Below are 17,638 nucleotides of genomic sequence, written 5' to 3'. Positions count from 1 at the left end.
CGCCATTGCGTGCCGCCGCGCTGCGGAATCGCTCGTCGAACGCAGTGATGGCGTTGATGAGCCGTAGGAGCGCCCCCGGGCGCGAGGCTTTGTCGAGCGATACCGCTCTGTCGCGGCCAGGTCCGCTCCTACGACAGCGGCAGAATTCCGCGGCGTGAGCCGTAGGAGCGCACCTGGCCGCGAGGCGCTCAGCCTTCGCCGAACAGCTCCGCTTCCAGGGTCATCAGCGGTGCGGCGCCGCTGCGGATGGCGGCGGCATGGGTCAGGGTGCGCGGCAGGATGCGGGCAAAGTAGAACCGCGCCGTCTCCCGCTTGGCGCGCTTGAAGTCCTCGCTGTGCGCGGAGGCATCGGCAGCGGCCACGCTGCGCGCCCACCAGTACGCCAGCACCACGTAGCCCGAATAAAACAGGTAGTCGTGGCTGGCCGCGCCCAGTTCGTCCGGGTTGCGCGCGGCGCGGTCGAGCACATCGCGGGTCAGCATCGCCCATTCGCTGCACTTGTCGCGCAGCGGCTTGATGAACTCGGCCAGCGCAGCGTTGCCGTCCTGGGCGTTGGCGAAGGTTTCCACATCGGCCAGGAAGAGCTTTAGCCCGGCGGCCTGGCTGGCGGCGGTCTTGCGGCCGATCAGGTCCAGCGCCTGGATGCCGGTGGTGCCTTCGTAGATGGTGGTGATGCGCGCATCGCGGGCCAGCTGCTCCATGCCGTATTCGCGGATGTAGCCGTGGCCGCCGAAGCACTGCAGCGCGTGGTAGGTGTTCTCGATCGACCATTCGGTCTGGCAGCCCTTGGAGATCGGGGTGAGGAAGCTCACCAGGGTCTCGGCGTCGGCGCGTTCGCGTTCGCTCTCGCCGCGATGGGCAACGTCGACCAGGCTGGCCGCATGCAACGCGAGCAGGCGGCTGCCTTCGGTCAGCGACTTGATGGTCAGCAACATGCGGCGCACGTCCGGGTGCACGATGATCGGGTCGGCCGGCTTGTCCGGGAATTTGGCCCCGCTGAGCGCCCGCGATTGCAACCGCTCGCGGCTGTAGCGCAGGGCGTTCTGGTAGGCGCGCTCGGACAACCCGATGCCTTGCAGGCCCACGCTCAGGCGTGCGGTATTCATCATCGTAAACATCGCCTGCAGTCCCTTGTGGGGCTGGCCGACCAGGTAGCCTTGCGCGCCCTCGAAGTTCATCACGCAGGTGACCGAGCCCTTGATGCCCATCTTGTGCTCGATGGAGCCGCAATGCAGCGCATTGCGCTCGCCCACGTTGCCGTCGCGGCCCACCTTGAACTTGGGGGTGACGAACAGCGAGATGCCCTTGGCGCCGGCCGGTGCGTCCGGCAGCTTGGCCAGTACCAGATGCACGATGTTGTCGGTGAGGTCGTGCTCGCCGGCGGTGATGAAGATCTTGGTGCCGGTGATGGCGTAGCTGCCATCGGGATTGGGTTCGGCGCGGGTCTTGAGCAGGCCCAGGTCGGTGCCGCAATGCGGTTCGGTCAGGCACATGGTGCCGGTCCAGCGGCCGTCGATCAGGGGTTTGAGGAAGACGTCCTGCTGCCAGGTCTCGCCGTGCTGGCGCAGGGCTTCCATCGCGCCATGCGAGAGCAGCGGAAAGTTGCCCCAGGCCAGGTTGGCGGCGTTGATCATTTCGCTCAGCGGCACGCCCAGCGTGTGCGGCATGCCCTGGCCGCCGAATTGCGGTTCGGCGGTGAGCCCGTTCCAGCCGCCTTCCACGAATTGATCGTAGGCGGCGCGGAAGCCGGGCGGGGTGGTCACCGCGTGCGTGCTCTTGTCGAACGCGCAACCGATCTCGTCGCCCACGCTGTTGAGCGGCGCCAGCACCTGCGAGGTGAAGCGGCCGGCCTCTTCGAGGACGGCGTCGATGATGTCGGTGCTGGCCTCGGTGTAGCCGAGCCGGGCGAACAGGGCATGCGCGCCGAGCACGTCGTGCAGGGCAAAGCGGAAATCGGTCAGCGGGGCGGTATAGCTGCTCATGCGGGATCCTTGGAAGCGGGTACGGGAGGCGTGCGCCTTAGCGACTCTTAGCGCAGCACGCCGTTGAGGCCGGGAGCCGGGCTGAGCGTATTGCGCGATTCCACACTGAACTCGCGTTGTTTCTTGTCCTGTGGGGTCGCCCAGACCGTGCCCTTGAGCGTGTACGGGAACGAGCGGCCGCCGGCCAGCACGTCGGCCGCGGTGATGCGGCCCAGCGAGGTGGGTTGCACGGTGACGGTGACCACGTCTGCGGTTTCCGGGCCGATCGACATGCCCACGGCCTGGTCGAGCTTGCCGGCCAGTTGATCGCCGGCAGAGATTTCCAGTGCCACGCGTTCGAACTGCATCGGGATGCTGCTGTAGTTCTGCAGGCGCAGGTCCACCGACCAGGAGCCGTCGGCACGCACGGTCAGTTGCTGGATGCTGGCGGCCGGCTCGGACACCCGGCGGACTGCGCCGCCGCAGGCGCTCAGCAGCAGCCCGCAGGCCAGCGACACAAGAAGAAGGCGATAGGCACGACGCATGGACTCGGGTCCTTGGCGGAATGAGGCGGCGCCAAGAATACTACGCAGTACGGTCGCCGCTCCCGAGTGCGCGAAGCGCGGGTGCCGAATCATTACGCCAGGTGATACGCAGCCTCACAATAACGGCGCGGCCACAATCAACGGCGACAGGTCGTAGCCCATCTCGGTCGCCTGCGCCTTGAGCCGTTCCAGTTGCGCGCGCTGCATCTGTGGCGAGCGCGACAGGATCCACAGGTACTTGCGATCCGGCTCGCCGACCACCGCCCATTGGTAATCCGGGTCGAGCGCGATCACCCAATAGTCGGCCCACACCAGCGGCAACCAACCCAGCCACTCGGGAGCAAAGCGCACCTGCAACTGCCCGGGCTGGCCGGCGACCGGGCGCGCCACGCCGTCGGCCTGGGTCAGGCTGCCATCGGCGGTGCGGCAGCCATTGCGCACGCCGATCAAGCCATCGTCGCGCAAGGTGTAGCTGGCGGTAATGTCGCTGCGGCACTTCTTCTGGAACGACACCGGCAGGTGCGCAATCTCATGCCACTGGCCGGCATAGCGCGAGATGTCCAGCTGCGGCACCGCGCGCACCGGTTGTTGCGCAAACGCTGTCAGCGGCAGCAGGGCGACGAACGACAACAGCAGGCGGGGCAGGCGCATGACAATCTCCGGTGAACGCGCGCAGGCTAGGCCATGTCGCCGGCCGCGCGGCGTGAAGCGGTGCAAGAATCGCGGCCCCCCACGGCGGCCGGCAACAAAGTTGCTCGCAACGCTTGCCCAAACTGCGCCTGCTCGCTATAGTGCGCGTCCTCGCAACGCAGGCATCGTGTTGCAGGTTAAGTGGCCGAGTAGCTCAGTTGGTAGAGCAGGGGATTGAAAATCCCCGTGTCGGCGGTTCGATTCCGTCCTCGGCCACCATATCCAAGCCTTCGTTCGCAAGGCTTCCCGGTTCTCACCGGATCTGTTGTTCCTCCGTCACTGCCTCGATCTTGCGCGCGCTGCGCAGTCTTTGTGCTGCATGCGCGCGTGCTTGCGCTGACGTGATCCAGCGTGGACGCAGACTCGCGCGTTGGTTCGGCCACCCGTTCATCCGCGTAGGTCCTATGTGCACGCAATGCAATCGATTTCGACGTGGTCTTCAAATGCGCATGGCGATACTGCGCGCATGACGCACAAGACACTTCGACGCACCCTGATCCACGGTTACTGCGGTGAATTCCGCGTGGAGACCCTGGAAAGCCAGGCGCCTGGCGCGACGCTGTGGCTTTCCACCGCGTTCGTTTACCACCGCGACCGTGCCGCGCCCGTAGCCACGATCGAGGGCGCAGGGCAGGGCGAATACCGGGGCGACGCACGCGAGCAGGCGCTGCGCGTCGGTTCTTGTCTGGCGGAGTTTCTGGACCCCAAGGAATACCGCAGCTGCGAGATGCAGAGTGGCTGAATCGCGGGCTCTCGCATGCGCTTGGAGAGCGTAGGCGGCGGGACCGTTGTTGGTGGGGAAACAGGACAGGCTGGCGTCACGCCGCGCGATGCCTCGCATGAACTCAGCACCTGCTGCGCGTGCCCAAGTGAACACGCCACGCATGTCGTGCCTACAGCAACACCACGTTGTGCAAATGCGTTTGAAGGCCCTTGCGCAAAATCCGGTAGCAATCGCGATCGAAGTCGCCGGGTGCGGTCTTCAGTTTGCGGGCCGCAGCCAGCGAGGTGGCGCTGCCCAAATAGTGCCAGTTGCGCAGCACGTGAAATTGACGCAACTGCTTGCCCTCTTCCTTCAACGCCACCGCGCCAGGAAACGGCCAGACGGCCTGTTCCAGATGCTCAAGGGCGGCGCGTAGACGCATCTCGTGGTCGCCCAGCGATTCGGCGCCATGGCAGGCACCGGCACAGCGCTTCAACATGGCGCGGAAACACGGGCGACCATCGGTGGCGCGTTCCAGGCCGAGCAGCCCGTAGCAAAGGCGGTCGCGATCGGCCAGCCGCCGCAGCGCTTCCTGGGCGGCGCGTGGGCTGGAATAGAGCCCATACAGCCACGGTATGACCGCCGGGTCGCGCTCGGCCGAATGCACGATGGACACGTCGCCGCAATACAGCCGGATCGAAAACTGACGCGGGACGCGCCGCAGCTTCTGGTTGTACAGCGGGCGCATCGATTTGATGAGCTGCGATTCCAGCAGCTGCGCACCGAGATCGCCGGCCATTTCGAACACGCTGATGCGACGGGTCTGGCGCAATAGCGAGGCTTCGCGTGGCGTGCGGAAGTGATCCATCACCCGCACCCGCAAGTTGACGCTCTTGCCGATATACAACGGCAGTTCGCTGTCCTGGCCGTGGAAGAGATACACCCCGGCAGTCGTCGGCAAGGTTTCGAGCGTGCTGCGCAAATGCTCGGGGTAGGCGTATTCGACCGCACCGAGCCCGCGGCGAACGCGTTCACTGCGTGCCACGGCGGACCTTGGTCTGCTGCTGCGTCAGTGGATCGAAGCCTGCGCAACCATCCAGGGGGCCTGGCGCTGCTGCATGCACGGTGGGGTGCGAGTGTGTGCGGAACATCGTGGTCATCGGGCGGCAGCGTGCCGATGTGCTGTCGCATCAGCTGAGACGCCGCCCGATTCTTGAAAAGAACGCGCTTCCGGAAGAGCTGCAGCCCTTGCGGAAGCGCCGTGGTACCTGCCGTGTTCCGCAGCTCAGCGGTTGTTGCCGCCACCGCTCGCCTGGCCGCCCTTCTTGCCGGCCTCGCGTGCTTCTTCCGAGGTGAACTCGTGGGCGTTGCCGCTTTCGTGGGCCGCCTTGCCGCCCTTGGAAGCGATTTCGCGCTGCTTGTCCTCGTCCATCGAAGCAAAGCCGCGGTTGCTGGTGCCACCCTTGTTGTCGTTCTGATTTGCCATTGCAGATTCTCACTCGTCGGTTGGGGAATGCACCACTGGACGCCGTGGTGCAGGGCCAGCATCGCGGTGGAGGCATCAATCGGACGTGGGGATTTCGACAGCCGGGCGTGAGCCGGCAAGCGGACTTGACGCGCGATCTTCACTGGCGAAAAACGCGGTGTGGCGACGCAATGCGGCGGACGCTCGACAGGATTGCGGCCCCATCGTGCGCGTGCGCCGAATGGCATGCGGCGACCGTGCGACGACACGCCCCTACGTGTTGCGCGCCGATGCCGGTGCGCGGGGCAGGAGCGGCCGGCTATGCTGGCAGCCCCGACGCAGACCAGGACACCGCGATGACGACACGATGCCGATGGTGGGCAACCGTGCTGGCAACGACCGCGACGCTGGCCATGTCAGCCGGCGCCGCCACGCTGCCCGCCGGTGCTGCCAGACTGTTACCTGCCGGGCAGTCGGTGATGAGTGTCGCTAGCGCCGATCTCACCGGCGATGGCCGGCAGGATTACGTGGTTGCGTTGCGTGCATCCGCAGAACAAACGCTGCGCGGCCCTGGCCATGCAGCACCGCCGCGTACCCTGCTGGTGCTGGTTGCAAACGCCGGCGGTGGGTTTGTGGAAGCCGCGCGCAACACGCGGGTGATCTTCAACGCCGACGAAGGCGGGCAGTGCGATCCATTTCTGGACAGCGACCAGGGCCTGGTCGCGAAGGGCGCGTATTTCACCGTGCAAAACGCGGTGGCGTGCGGACAACACTGGACCGACTACATCACCTTTCGTTACGACCGCCGCCGCGGCGTCTTCGTGTTCCACAAGCGCGTGATCGAAGCATGGGAAATGAACACCCAGGACACGCCCGATGCCCAAGCGCTGCGCCTGAGCGAGCACAAGGAAATTGCCGCCGACCCGCGTAAGCCGGTCCTGCTCTCTGCCTATACGCCTGCACCGTGACGGCGCTATCGCAGCGCATCCGGTTCGATGGCGGGCGCGGCCGTACGGGAAAGGCTCATGGATGTGACGAATCGCCTCACCGGACCCAACTAGACTGTAGCCACGGGAATGGCCCCGCGGAGAACATCACTTGAACGATTCCGGTCACGGAGAGCTGCGGGCGCCTCAGATCAGCGACACACGCGGCCTGCCTGTCGAGAAGCACCGCTCGGACATTTTCTTTGCCGCAGTGGAAACCACGCGCATGCCGATGACGGTGACCGACCCCCATCTTCCGGATAACCCCATCGTGTTCGCCAACCGCGCGTTCCTGGAGATGACCGGCTATGCCGCCGATGAGGTCATCGGCAACAACTGCCGTTTCCTGCAGGGGCCCGAGACCGATCCGGCCAGCATCAGCGATGTGCGCGCATCGATCGAAAGCCGCAGCGAATTTGCCACCGAGGTGCTGAACTACCGCAAGGACGGCTCCTCGTTCTGGAATGCGCTTTTCATCTCGCCGGTGTTCGACGACAAGGGCAACCTGGTCTATTTCTTCGGCTCGCAATTGGATGTGAGCCGGCGACGCGATGCCGAAGATGCGCTGCGCCAGGCGCAGAAGATGGAAGCGCTGGGCCAGCTGACCGGCGGCATCGCGCACGATTTCAACAATCTGCTGCAGGTGATGTCTGGACATCTGGAAGTGATCCAGATGATGGCCAGCGCCGGCGCGGGGAATGCCGAGCGGATTGCCTTCAGTGCCGAACACGCGGCGGCCGCCGCTGCCAAGGCGGCCACCTTGACCCAGCAATTGCTGGCGTTTTCGCGCAAGCAGAAACTGCGCGGGCGGGTCGTGAACCTCAACGGGCTGGTGGCCGGCATGACCAACATGGCCGAGCGCGCGCTGGGGGGCGGCGTCACCCTGCGCCAGACGCTGGAAGAAGGGCTGTGGAACTGCCAGATCGACACCACCCAGGCAGAGGTGGCGCTGTTGAATGTGTTGATCAATGCGCGCGACGCGATGGCGCAGGCAGAACGCAAGGAAGTCACGGTGCAGACCCAGAACGTGGAGATCTCAGGCCACGACCTGGCGATGTATCACCAGCTGTCCCCGGGCCGCTACGTCAGCATCGCCGTGACCGACACCGGCTCGGGCATGCCGCCGGAGGTGGTCAGCCGGGTGATGGAACCGTTCTTCACCACCAAGGAGGAAGGGCAGGGCACCGGCCTTGGCCTGTCGATGGTGTACGGCTTCGTCAAGCAGTCTGGCGGCACCGTGCGCATCTATAGCGAGGTGGGCGAAGGCACCACGGTGCGGCTGTATTTCCCCGCCTCCAGCGAATTCGAAAACGATTTGCAGGCCGCCAAGAGCCGCGCCATCGACAAGGGGGGCAACGAAACCATCCTGGTGGTGGAAGACAAGCAGGACGTGGCGGTGGTGGCGCGGATGTTTCTGGAAAACGCCGGTTACCGCGTCCTGTCTGCATCCAGCGGACGCGAGGCGGTGGAGATCCTGGAGAAGACCCTGCAGGTGGATGCGCTGTTCACCGACCTGATCATGCCCGGCGGTATGAACGGGGTGATGCTCGCCCGTGAGGCGCGCCGCATGTTGCCGAAGATCAAGATATTGCTCACCACCGGCTACGCCGATGCGAGCATCCAGCGCACCGATGTGGGCGGCGCCGAATTCGATGTGGTCGACAAACCCTACACGCAGAAGGAACTGCTCAAGCGCATCCGCATGTTGCTGGATGGGCCGACCGGGGTTGGTTGAGGCCGGCAGACCGCCAGTGCGATGCCGCTGCGGCATCGCACTGCAGCCGCGATTGCAGTTTCAAGATTGCGTCAGTTCGCCAGCGCGGCGCCCGCAGCCGCAGGCGTGGGGAGCAGCCTGGCAGCCGTGAGGCCCGCGGAGCTGGGCGCCTGTCGCCTCCGCCAGATCACCCGCGTCCTGCACGGGGCGTTGGCCAGATCACCAGGCTTGTCTTGCGGCGAGAACATCCAGGCCACATCGGTGAATAGCACGTCGGTGAGTGGCTGGCCGTTCCGGCACGCGCTGCACCACAGGCAGGTTCCCGCGATCACTCCCGAAAACGCACTGGTCCCGTAAAGGCAGTCACTACTGCTGCCGATCCCACCTCCGCGCGCTCAGTCACCCACCGGCGCCACATAACCTTCGGGTTTGTCGGCATTGCGCTCGAACAGGAACTTCTGCAGTTCGGCTTCGAGAAAGGCGCGGTGTTTTGGGTCGCGCGGCGACAGCCGGTTTTCGTTGATCAGCATGGTCTGATGCGCCAGCCACGCTTGCCAGGCGGTCTTGCCGATCTGCGCGAAAATGCGCTGGCCGAGCTCGCCCGGATACGGCACGAAATCCAGGCCTTCGGTGTCGCTTTGCTGGTAGTGGCAGAACACGGTGCGGGACATGCGGATTCCTTTGGGACACGCGTTTACAGCGCGTCGAGCAACTTGCGGATCGGCGCCGGCAGGCCCAGCGATGCAAGATCGGCAGGCGCTACCCAGCGTAGATCGTCATTGTCGCCCACCGCCGGACGTAGCGCGACCTTGCGCAGGCGCAAGGGCTGCAAATGCAGCCGGTAGTGGCTGAAGGTGTGCACGATCGGCGGCATCTCGTCGGCGCGCTCGTAGTTGCCGTCGATATGCGCTGCGAACCAGGCGCGCATGCCGCTGTGGGTATCGGCCTGCGGCAGCGTCCACAGCGCGGCCCAGATGCCGGTTGGCGGGCGTCGCTGCAGCAGGATGTGGCCCTCGGCATTCTGCAGCAGCAGCGCAGTGGCCTCGCGTTCGGGCAGCTGCTTGCCGGGCTTGGGAGTGGGCAATGCCTCGACCAGGCCATCGCGGCGTGCGATGCAATCGGTCTGCAGCGGGCACAGCACACAGGCGGGCTTGGCGCGGGTGCACAGCGTGGCGCCGAAATCCATCTGCGCCTGGGTGTAGTCGGCCAGGCGGCCAGCCGGGACATGCGCAACATGGCTGGTGGCCAGTTGCCATAACTGTTTTTCGATCGCCGGCAGGCCGGGATACCCGGCAATGCCGTGGAAGCGGGCGAGCACGCGTTTGACGTTGCCGTCCATGATCGCGAAGCGATCGTTCCAGGCCTGGCTCAGGATCGCGCCTGCCGTGCTGCGGCCGATGCCCGGCAGCGCAAGCAGTGCATCGAAGTCGCGCGGCAATTGCCCACCGTGCAGCGCGACGCATTGCTTGGCGGCGGCATGCAGATTGCGCGCGCGGGCGTAGTAGCCCAGTCCGGCCCACTGCGCCATCACGGTGTCGTTGTCGGCCGCCGCCAGATCGGCCAGCGCGGGGAAGCGCGCCATGAACTTGTGGAAATACGGAATGACCACCGCCACCTGGGTCTGCTGCAGCATGATTTCCGACAGCCACACCCGGTAGGGCGTGCGTGGGTGCTGCCAGGGCAGATCATGGCGGCCATGGCCGTCGAACCAGTGCAACAGGCGGTCGACAAAGGCATCGGCGGAGGGAGTGGCGTGGTCGGCTGGCATGAGCTTTGCGGGCGATGGAGGGCGAGGCGAGAGTGGCGGGACGGGGGAGTGGATCTGCTGCGCGTGTCGTGCGTGGCGTCCCTTCGCTGCAGCGCAAACGTCATTCCGCCCAGGCACCGTTCGCAGAAGGATCCTTCATCGCCAGCCCGATGCGGTGGTGTCGGCGCATGGGAGCAGGCCGCTGACGCATCCGCGCGACCTTGCCTTCAGCGTCCTGCGCGCAAGCGCTGGGCAACCTCCAGAACGCATCGTGCCTGCAACCAATCGCATGACACCCGGCGCACCGTGCAACCTGCCTGTAGCGCCTGCGCGCGCAGCGGTTGCAGACGCGGGCAGGCATCTTCCGATCAGCCGCCCAAAGCGTCGGGCAACAGCGCGTCGACGAAGGCGACCGGGTCGAAGACGCGCAGATCTTCCGGACGCTCGCCGATACCGGCAAAGCGGATCGGAATATTGAACTCGCGCGCCAGCGCGAACACCACGCCGCCCTTGGCGGTGCCGTCGAGCTTGGTCACGACCAGGCCGGTGACGCCCACGGCAGCGTGGAACTGGCGCAGCTGCGAGATGGCGTTCTGGCCGGTGGTGCCGTCGATGACCATCAGGACTTCGTGCGGCGCGGCGGCATCGATCTTGCCGAGCACGCGGCGGATCTTGCCGAGCTCGTTCATCAGCCCGGTCTGGGTGTGCAGGCGGCCGGCGGTGTCGGCGATCAACACATCGGTGCCGCGCGCCTTGGCGGCCTGCAGCGCGTCGAACGCCACCGACGCGGCATCGGCGTTTTGCCCCTGCGCGATCACGGCCACCCCATTGCGATCGCCCCAGGCCTGCAATTGCGCCACCGCCGCAGCACGGAAGGTGTCGCCGGCGGCCAGCATCAGGCTGTTGCCTTCGTCCTTGAAGCGCTTGGCCAGCTTGCCGATGGTGGTGGTCTTGCCGACGCCGTTGACACCGACGGTGAGCACCACGAACGGTTTGAGCGAGCGGTCGATCACCAGCGGCTTGGAGACCGGCTGCAGCAGCGCGATGAGATCGGCACGCAAGGCCTTGAACAGAGCCTGGGCGTCGACGAATTCGCGCGATTTCATCCGCTTGCGCAGGCCGTCGATCAACGCAGTGGTGGCGCCGATGCCGACGTCGGCGGTGATCAGTGCGGTTTCGATTTCATCCAGCAGGTCGTCATCGAGCTTGGGATTGCGCGAGAACAGGCCGCCGAAGCTGCGTGCGAAGGTGCTGTTGCGCAGCCGCTCGCGCCAGCCGGGTTTTCCCGCCGGCGCGGCGGGGAGGGCGTCGCGCTGGCCGACGATGCTGTCGTCCTGCGTACTCGCCAGCGGTGCACTGACGATGGCCGGTGCGGTGACCGTCGGCGCGGTACTGGTCGGGGGCGCGCTGGCGGGAGCTGCAGCAGCCGGTGCAGGCGTCGAGACCGGCGCAGCGGCCACCGGCGGTGCGACCACGGCAGGGGCGACGGGTTGCGAAGGTGTAGCCGGCTGGGCAGGCACGACGGGAGGCGGCGTTGGAACGGTCTGCGGCTGCGCCACGACCGGCGGCACCACCACGACCGGCGCGCCGGGCGCGCTGGCGGGCATTGGGTCTGGCAGCGCCTGCAATGCGGTCGGCGCGGGCGCCGCAGGAGCTGCCGGCGCGCTCGGGACGGCGGCAATACTCTGCGCCTGGCCAGTGCGTGCAGCGATCTCCTGCGCCAGCTGGTCGGCTGGCGCGGCGGTGATCTGCGGCGGTATCGGCGCCGCGGGCGCTGCAGGCTCGCCGCCTGCCGGAGCAGGCGTGACAGGCGCAACAACCGGCGTTGCGGCCGCTTTGCGTTCTGGCTCGGCATTCGGCACCGCCTCGACCGGCGATGCCGGGGTGGCGGCAGACGGCGCGGTGGGGAATGCGGCTGCCAGTTCTTCCAGGCTGTAGCGAGAGGTACGCGAGCTGTCGGGCGTGGTTGGCTTGTTACGGCGAAAAAAGCTGGCCATTGGCAACGCAGTAGGGGAAACCCGAAATTCTATCATCCGGGCCTGCTGACACCTTGACGCTGCCTTTAGCGCGGCGCCGCGTCCGGGCGCATCGCATGCAGCGCAGTCCCGCAGGTCTGGCGACTGCCCCGGCTGCGCCAGCGCATGGCAAATCCTGCCGAATTCGGCATTTGTGCCAGCGATGTGTCAACGCGAAGTTGTGTCCTTATAACTGACCCTTGAGCGCGCGATAATCGCGCGGCGTCATGCCGACGGTGGCCTTGAACTGACGCGCGAACGCGCTCTGGTCGGCGAACCCGCAGCGTTGCCCGATGCTGGCGATGCTGTCGTCGCCGTACAGCAGCCGCATCGCCGATTCGATGCGCAACTTGGTCAGCAATTGCTGCGGGGTGACCTGGAACACGCGGCGGAAGTGGCGTTCCAGCTGCGCCACCGACAACCCGGCCAGGTCGGCCAGGCTCTGCACGCGCAGGTTGTCGCCGAAGTTGGCCTGCATGTGTTCCATCACCTGGCTCAAGCGTTCGTACGCGGAATGACGGCTGTCGGGCTGGCCCAGGTCGCGCGAGATGCCGACCACGCCGATCACCTCATTGGCCTCGCACAGCGGGCGTTTGAAGGTCAGGCACCAGCCCGGCAGGCGGTTGGGGTACAGATGCACTTCGAGCTGGTTGTCGATGAGCTCGCCGCACAGCACGCGGCGGTCCTGCATCATGTAGCTGCCGCCCAGCGGCAACGGGAACACTTCCAGCGGCGAGCGGCCGATGATCTCGCTGCGCAGCTTGCGTCCCAACCGGCGCACCAGGGTCAGGTTGCAATGGGTGTAGCGGCCCTCGCTGTCCTTGATGAAGAACACCACATCCGGCAGTGCATCGAACAGCGTCTGCATTTCCAGGGCGGGCAGGTTGAGGTCCATCAGGGTCATGGTAGCGGTCACGATTAGACGGTTGCACGACGGTGCAGCCCAGCAATGATCCTAGCGCAAACGCGCGGTTGTGATTCGGGTTGATGATTGTGCGGATTTCCGCATTTTCACTTGGCATTGAACGCTAGTCGCCCGCAGGTCGGCAGTGGGAGCATGGGATATGCACACCATCGACGTCATCGACTCCCACACGGCTGGCGAGCCTACCCGCGTGGTCCTTTCCGGTTTTCCAGATCTGGGCGATGGCGACCTGGCGCAGTGCCGCGAACGCTTTCGCAGCGAGTTCGACCACTGGCGCAGCGCCATCGCCTGCGAGCCGCGTGGGTCGGACACCATGGTGGGCGCCTTGTTGCTGCCCCCGCGCGACCCAGGCGCCTGCACCGGGGTGATCTTCTTCAACAACGTGGGCTACCTGGGCATGTGCGGGCACGGCACCATCGGGGTGGTCCGCACGCTGGCCGAGCTGGGGCGCATCGGCCCGGGCCAGCACCGGATCGAGACGCCGGTCGGCACGGTGGGCGTGGAGCTGGCCGACGACGGCACGGTGTGGGTGGACAATGTCGAGAGCTATCGCGTTGCCAGCGGGGTGGAGGTGGAGGTGCCGGGGCATGGCCGGGTGCGCGGCGACGTGGCCTGGGGCGGCAACTGGTTCTTCATCACCGAGCAGGCGCCGTGCGCGCTGGACCTGGCGCATCAGCGCGAGCTGACCGCCTACACCGAGGCGGTTCGGCTGGCCCTGGAAGCGGCCGGGATCACTGGCGAGGCAGGTGGCGAGATCGACCATATCGAAGTCAACGGCGCTGCGCCCGACGGTAGCGGCGTGGCGCGCAATTTCGTGCTGTGCCCGGGCTTGGCCTACGACCGCTCGCCATGCGGCACCGGCACCAGCGCCAAGCTGGCCTGCCTGGCGGCGGACGGCAAGTTGGCCGAAGGCGAGCGCTGGGTGCAGCAAGGCATTCTGGGCAGCGCCTTCGAAGGCAATTATCGGTTGAGCGGGCGTGGCATCGCACCGCGCATCAGTGGGCGGGCGTACATCACCGCGCGCGCGCAACTGGTGATCGACCCGGCGGACCCGTTCGCCTGGGGCATCGTGGCCTGATGGAACCCCAGCGGCCCGCACCGGTGCTTGCGTCGGTCACGCCGTCTGGCGCAGCACTGTCTGCTGCGATGGCAGGAACTGCTGCTGCAACGCCTGCGTCGGCAGCGGCGCCTGGATTGGGTGCGGTTGCCGAATCCGGGTCCGCCGCGTCTGCCGCGTACACGCGACGCAGTTACGACCTGATCGTGATCGGCGCCGGCATTGTGGGCGCCGCTTGCGCGGAAGCGGCGGCGGGCGAGGGCCTTCGCGTGGCGATCGTCGAGCCGGGACCGATCGGCGGCGGCGCCACCGCCGCGGCGATGGGGCATTTGGTGGCGATGGACGACGACCCGGCCGAGCTGGCGTTGTCGGCGTATTCGCTGCGGCTATGGGAACGCTTCGCCACGCTCAGCGACGCCGAATTCAGCCGCTGCGGCACGCTGTGGGTGGCCCGCGATGCGCGCGAACTGGCGGCGGTGCCAGCCAAGATCGCGCGCCTGGCAACGGCCGGCCTGCATGCCGAAGCGATCGATGCCGCGCAGCTGTATGCGCTGGAGCCACAGCTGGTGCCCGGGCTGGCTGGCGGCATGCGCGTGCCCGATGAAGCCGTGGTGTATCCGCCGCGGGTCGCGCGGCATTTGGTGGGCGTGGCCTGCACGTCCGGTGCACGCTTGTTTGCCGGCCGCCGCGTGGTGCAGCTGCAGGCGCATGCGGTGCGTCTGGACGATGGGCAGACGCTCGCCGGGCCGGTGCTGGTGGCCAGCGGTGTGGCCTTGCCGCAGTTGCTGCCCGAGCTGGCACTGCGCCCGCGCAAGGGCCATTTGGTGATCACCGACCGGCACCCGGGGCTGATCCGGCATCAGCTGCTGGAACTGGGCTATGCGGATTCGGCGCACGGGGCCGACGACACCAGCGTGGCCTTCAATGTGCAGCCGCGGCCCACCGGGCAGATTCTGATCGGCTCCTCGCGCCAGTTCGGCGAGCACGACCGCGCCTTGTCGATGCCGGTGCTGCAGCAGATGTTGCAGCGCGCCTTTGCGTACCTGCCGGTCCTGCGCGAGCTGCAGGCGATCCGCGTGTGGACCGGCCTGCGTCCGGCCACGCCGGACGGGCGCCCGTATCTGGGGGTGGTGCCCGGCCGACGCGATGTTTGGGTGGCCGCCGGTCACGAGGGGTTGGGGGTCACCACGGCGCTGGGGAGCGCACGGCTGATCGTGGACAGCCTGCTCGGGCGCACCCCGGCCATCGACCCGGCGCCCTACGCACCGGCGCGTGCCGTGCAAGGAGCGCCCGCATGAGCGCGACGGTGCGTCTGCAGGTGGACGGGCGCATGGTCGAGGTGCCGGCCGGTGCCAGCGTGGCGGCGGCCGTGGCGCAGGCGACGTTGCAGTTTCGCCAATCGAGCAGTGGGCAAGCGCGCGCGCCCCTGTGCGGCATGGGCGTGTGTTTCGAATGCCGCGTGCGCATCGATGGCGTGGGACAGCAACGCGCCTGCCTGGTGGACGCATGCGATGGCATGCAGGTGCGCACCGATGGCTGAGCGCGTGCTGCATTTCGATGTGTTGGTGATCGGCGCCGGCCCGGCCGGGCTGGCGGCGGCGCAGGCGGCGGCCAGCCAAGGCGTGCGCGTGGGCGTGGTCGACATGCAGCCACGTACCGGCGGTCAGGTGTGGCGCAGCGATGTGCAACACGGCGCGCCGGCCGATGCGCGCGAATTGCGGCAGCAGGTGGCGGGCAATGCATCGATCACCGTGCTGACGCGCACGCAGATTGTGCTGGCGCAGCCGGGCTGGCTGCTGGCCGATGGCCCCGACGGCACGCTGCAACTGCATTACGCCGCCCTGGTGCTGGCCACCGGTGCGCGCGAATTGCTGTTGCCATTTCCAGGCTGGACCTTGCCCGGCGTCACCGGTGCCGGCGCCGCGCAGGCGCTGGCCAAGCAGGGCTGGCCGCTGGCGGGCAAGCGCGTGCTGGTGGCCGGCAGTGGCCCGTTGTTGCTGGCCAGTGCGGCCACGTTGCAACGGCATGGCGCGCAGGTGCTCGGCATTCACGAACAGACCTCGCCGGCCGCCTTGCGCCAGTTCGCACTGCAGTTGTGGCGCTGGCCGGGCAAGGCCGCGCAGGCGGTGGCCTTGCGCCTGCAGCTGCGTGCAGTGGCATATCGCGCCGGCAGCATCGTGGTTGCCGCGCATGGCGACACGCAGCTGCGCGAAGTGGAGCTCGCCGGGCCCGGCGGCCGCACGCGTCTGGCCTGCGATCAACTGGCGGTGGGCTATGGCCTGGTGCCCAACACCGAGCTTGCGCAATTGCTGGGTTGCCAGCTGCATGCCTGCGGCGCGCACCAGCAGGTGCAGGTGGATGCGCTGTTGCGTACCAGCGTTAACCAGATCTTTGCCGCCGGCGAAGTCTGCGGCATCGGCGGGCGCGATTGCGCATTGATCGAAGGAGCGATGGCCGGACACATGGCGGCCGATGCACCGGAGGCGGCGCTGCGTCTGCAGCCACGGCGTGACGCCGCGCGTGCGTTTGCCGATCTGCTGCAGCAGCACTTCGCGCTTGACCCGCGTATCCGCACGCTGGCGCAGGCGGACACCTTGATCTGCCGCTGCGAAGACGTACCGCTGGCCGCCCTGGACAGCTTCGACGATGCGCGCGACGCCAAGCTCGCCTCGCGCTGCGGCATGGGCGCCTGCCAGGGCCGTATCTGCGGCGCTGCGCTGGCCGAACTGGGGCGCTGCCCGCCCGATCTTTCTACCGACGCCGGCCGCCGGCCGCCGTTGTTCCCGGTCCGCCTCGCGGCGCTGGCCGACTCGTTCACTTCCGACTCGCAAGGGAAACATCCATGAGCAATGCTGCGTTCTGGCACGGCGTGCTGCCGGCCATCACCACCCCGTTCACCGCCAACGGCGACATCGACCACGAGTTCCTCGGCAAGCACGCAAATCAACTGGTGGATGCCGGTTGCACCGCGATCGTGCCGCTGGGCTCGTTGGGGGAGGCCGCGACCTTGAGCGTGGAAGACAAGCTGGCGATCCTGCGCACACTGGTCACCGCCCTGAACGGCCGCGTGCCGGTGGTGCCGGGCATCGCCAGCTTGGCCACCGGCGAAGCGGTCGCGCTGGCCAAGGCGGCCAAGGACATCGGCTGCGGCGGCTTGATGGTGCTGCCGCCGTACGTGTATTCCACCGACTGGCGCGAGATGGGCGCGCATGTGCGCGCGGTGATCGGCGCAACCGATCTGCCGGTGATCCTGTACAACAACCCAGTGGCCTACAAGACCGATTTCGGCCCGGCGCAGATCGCCGAGCTGGCCGCCGAATTCCCGAACCTGCAGGCAGTGAAGGAATCCTCCGGCGACGTGCGCCGCTTCGCTGCGCTGCAGGAATTGCTGGGCGATCGCCTGGCGCTGCTGGTGGGCATGGACGATGCCATCGTCGAAGGCCTGAGCATGGGCGCCAAGGGCTGGATCGCCGGCCTGGTCAATGCGTATCCGAAGGAATCGGTGCGCCTGTTCGAACTCGCCCGCGATGGCGGTTACCCGGCGGCCAGGGAGCTTTACCACTGGTTCCTGCCGCTGCTGCGCCTGGATACGGTGCCCACCTTCGTGCAGCTGATCAAACTGGTGCAGGCCAAGGTCGGCATGGGCAGCGAGCAGGTGCGTGCGCCGCGCCTGGTGGTGGCCGGCGCCGAGCGCGATGCCGCCTTGAAGGTGATCGACCATGCCATCGCCACCGCGCCTACATTGTCTTGATGGCGCACTGATGCTGCCCTGGTCCGTCGTGCCTGCGGGTGAGCGCCAGGTGCCAGTTGTGCCGATTCGTAGCACGCGC

Annotated in this window: 17 protein-coding genes and 1 tRNA gene; 9 read left to right on the top strand and 9 right to left on the bottom strand. The window is 67.1% G+C overall.

From position 1 onward, the window contains the following. Positions 1-188: 188 nt before the first annotated feature. From AC1POX_RS13565 to AC1POX_RS13555, 3 genes are all read right to left on the bottom strand, one after another. Positions 189-1,982 (bottom strand): acyl-CoA dehydrogenase C-terminal domain-containing protein, encoded by a 1,794-nt coding sequence (locus AC1POX_RS13565; RefSeq protein ID WP_372356276.1) that lies wholly within the window; start codon positions 1,980-1,982, stop codon positions 189-191. 47 nt (positions 1,983-2,029) lie between these two features. Next, complete coding sequence (locus tag AC1POX_RS13560) at positions 2,030-2,506, bottom strand: LEA/WHy family protein (protein WP_011347883.1); 477 nt, start codon at positions 2,504-2,506, stop codon at positions 2,030-2,032. A gap of 114 nt (positions 2,507-2,620) precedes the next feature. Continuing rightward, positions 2,621-3,157, bottom strand: coding sequence for a lipocalin family protein (locus AC1POX_RS13555; protein WP_008571386.1), 537 nt, complete (start codon positions 3,155-3,157; stop codon positions 2,621-2,623). Between the two features lie 182 nt (positions 3,158-3,339). Here AC1POX_RS13555 and AC1POX_RS13550 point away from each other — a divergent pair. Both AC1POX_RS13550 and AC1POX_RS13545 read left to right on the top strand, forming a co-directional pair. Further along, a tRNA-Phe gene (locus tag AC1POX_RS13550) sits at positions 3,340-3,415 on the top strand. 247 nt (positions 3,416-3,662) lie between these two features. Next, entirely contained in the window at positions 3,663-3,938 is a 276-nt protein-coding gene (locus AC1POX_RS13545) for a hypothetical protein (RefSeq protein WP_071117744.1), read from the top strand. A 151-nt stretch (positions 3,939-4,089) separates the two neighbouring features. Here the strand turns inward: AC1POX_RS13545 and cho are convergent, their stop codons facing one another. Next, the gene (cho, locus tag AC1POX_RS13540; protein WP_228729707.1) at positions 4,090-4,881 is read right to left on the bottom strand and encodes an excinuclease Cho; all 792 of its coding nucleotides are present in this window, start codon (positions 4,879-4,881) and stop codon (positions 4,090-4,092) included. A 303-nt stretch (positions 4,882-5,184) separates the two neighbouring features. After that, entirely contained in the window at positions 5,185-5,385 is a 201-nt protein-coding gene (locus AC1POX_RS13535) for a KGG domain-containing protein (protein ID WP_005914053.1), read from the bottom strand. Between the two features lie 335 nt (positions 5,386-5,720). Here AC1POX_RS13535 and AC1POX_RS13530 point away from each other — a divergent pair, with 335 nt between their 5' ends. Continuing rightward, on the top strand, positions 5,721-6,332 hold the full coding sequence (locus AC1POX_RS13530) for an FG-GAP repeat domain-containing protein (RefSeq protein WP_077708967.1): 612 nt from the start codon (positions 5,721-5,723) through the stop codon (positions 6,330-6,332). A 130-nt stretch (positions 6,333-6,462) separates the two neighbouring features. Continuing rightward, positions 6,463-8,085 carry a hybrid sensor histidine kinase/response regulator gene (locus tag AC1POX_RS13525; protein ID WP_372356275.1) on the top strand — a complete coding sequence of 541 codons (1,623 nt, stop codon included), beginning with the start codon at positions 6,463-6,465 and terminating at the stop codon, positions 8,083-8,085. A gap of 374 nt (positions 8,086-8,459) precedes the next feature. Here the strand turns inward: AC1POX_RS13525 and AC1POX_RS13520 are convergent, their stop codons facing one another. The 4 genes from AC1POX_RS13520 to AC1POX_RS13505 all read right to left on the bottom strand — a co-directional run bounded on the left by AC1POX_RS13520 (position 8,460) and on the right by AC1POX_RS13505 (position 12,730). Then, the gene (locus AC1POX_RS13520) at positions 8,460-8,735 is read right to left on the bottom strand and encodes an oxidative damage protection protein (RefSeq protein WP_372356274.1); all 276 of its coding nucleotides are present in this window, start codon (positions 8,733-8,735) and stop codon (positions 8,460-8,462) included. Positions 8,736-8,758: 23 nt separating this feature from the next. Further along, complete coding sequence (gene mutY / locus AC1POX_RS13515; protein WP_008571380.1) at positions 8,759-9,832, bottom strand: A/G-specific adenine glycosylase; 1,074 nt, start codon at positions 9,830-9,832, stop codon at positions 8,759-8,761. Between the two features lie 347 nt (positions 9,833-10,179). After that, a complete protein-coding gene (gene ftsY / locus AC1POX_RS13510; RefSeq protein ID WP_372356273.1) occupies positions 10,180-11,808 on the bottom strand; it encodes a signal recognition particle-docking protein FtsY in 1,629 nt (542 codons plus the stop codon). A gap of 205 nt (positions 11,809-12,013) precedes the next feature. After that, the gene (locus tag AC1POX_RS13505) at positions 12,014-12,730 is read right to left on the bottom strand and encodes an AraC family transcriptional regulator (RefSeq protein ID WP_007965956.1); all 717 of its coding nucleotides are present in this window, start codon (positions 12,728-12,730) and stop codon (positions 12,014-12,016) included. A 160-nt stretch (positions 12,731-12,890) separates the two neighbouring features. Here AC1POX_RS13505 and AC1POX_RS13500 point away from each other — a divergent pair, with 160 nt between their 5' ends. The 5 genes from AC1POX_RS13500 (at position 12,891) to AC1POX_RS13480 (ending at position 17,559) form a co-directional block, all read left to right on the top strand. Further along, positions 12,891-13,829 carry a proline racemase family protein gene (locus AC1POX_RS13500; RefSeq protein WP_008571377.1) on the top strand — a complete coding sequence of 313 codons (939 nt, stop codon included), beginning with the start codon at positions 12,891-12,893 and terminating at the stop codon, positions 13,827-13,829. Positions 13,830-13,945: 116 nt separating this feature from the next. Continuing rightward, entirely contained in the window at positions 13,946-15,106 is a 1,161-nt protein-coding gene (locus AC1POX_RS13495; protein ID WP_008571375.1) for an NAD(P)/FAD-dependent oxidoreductase, read from the top strand. Beyond that, positions 15,103-15,348: a 2Fe-2S iron-sulfur cluster-binding protein gene (locus AC1POX_RS13490; protein WP_008571374.1), complete on the top strand. Its 246-nt coding sequence runs from the start codon at positions 15,103-15,105 to the stop codon at positions 15,346-15,348. The genes AC1POX_RS13495 and AC1POX_RS13490 overlap by 4 nt, the downstream gene beginning before the upstream one ends. Then, positions 15,341-16,654 carry an FAD-dependent oxidoreductase gene (locus AC1POX_RS13485; RefSeq protein ID WP_372163950.1) on the top strand — a complete coding sequence of 438 codons (1,314 nt, stop codon included), beginning with the start codon at positions 15,341-15,343 and terminating at the stop codon, positions 16,652-16,654. Before AC1POX_RS13490 ends, AC1POX_RS13485 begins: the two co-directional genes overlap by 8 nt. Further along, on the top strand, positions 16,651-17,559 hold the full coding sequence (locus AC1POX_RS13480) for a dihydrodipicolinate synthase family protein (protein ID WP_057682163.1): 909 nt from the start codon (positions 16,651-16,653) through the stop codon (positions 17,557-17,559). The genes AC1POX_RS13485 and AC1POX_RS13480 overlap by 4 nt, the downstream gene beginning before the upstream one ends. Positions 17,560-17,638: the final 79 nt, after the last annotated feature.

The organism is Xanthomonas sp. NCPPB 3442 (assembly GCF_056725145.1).
This window is presented reverse-complemented; position numbering and strand designations above follow the sequence as displayed.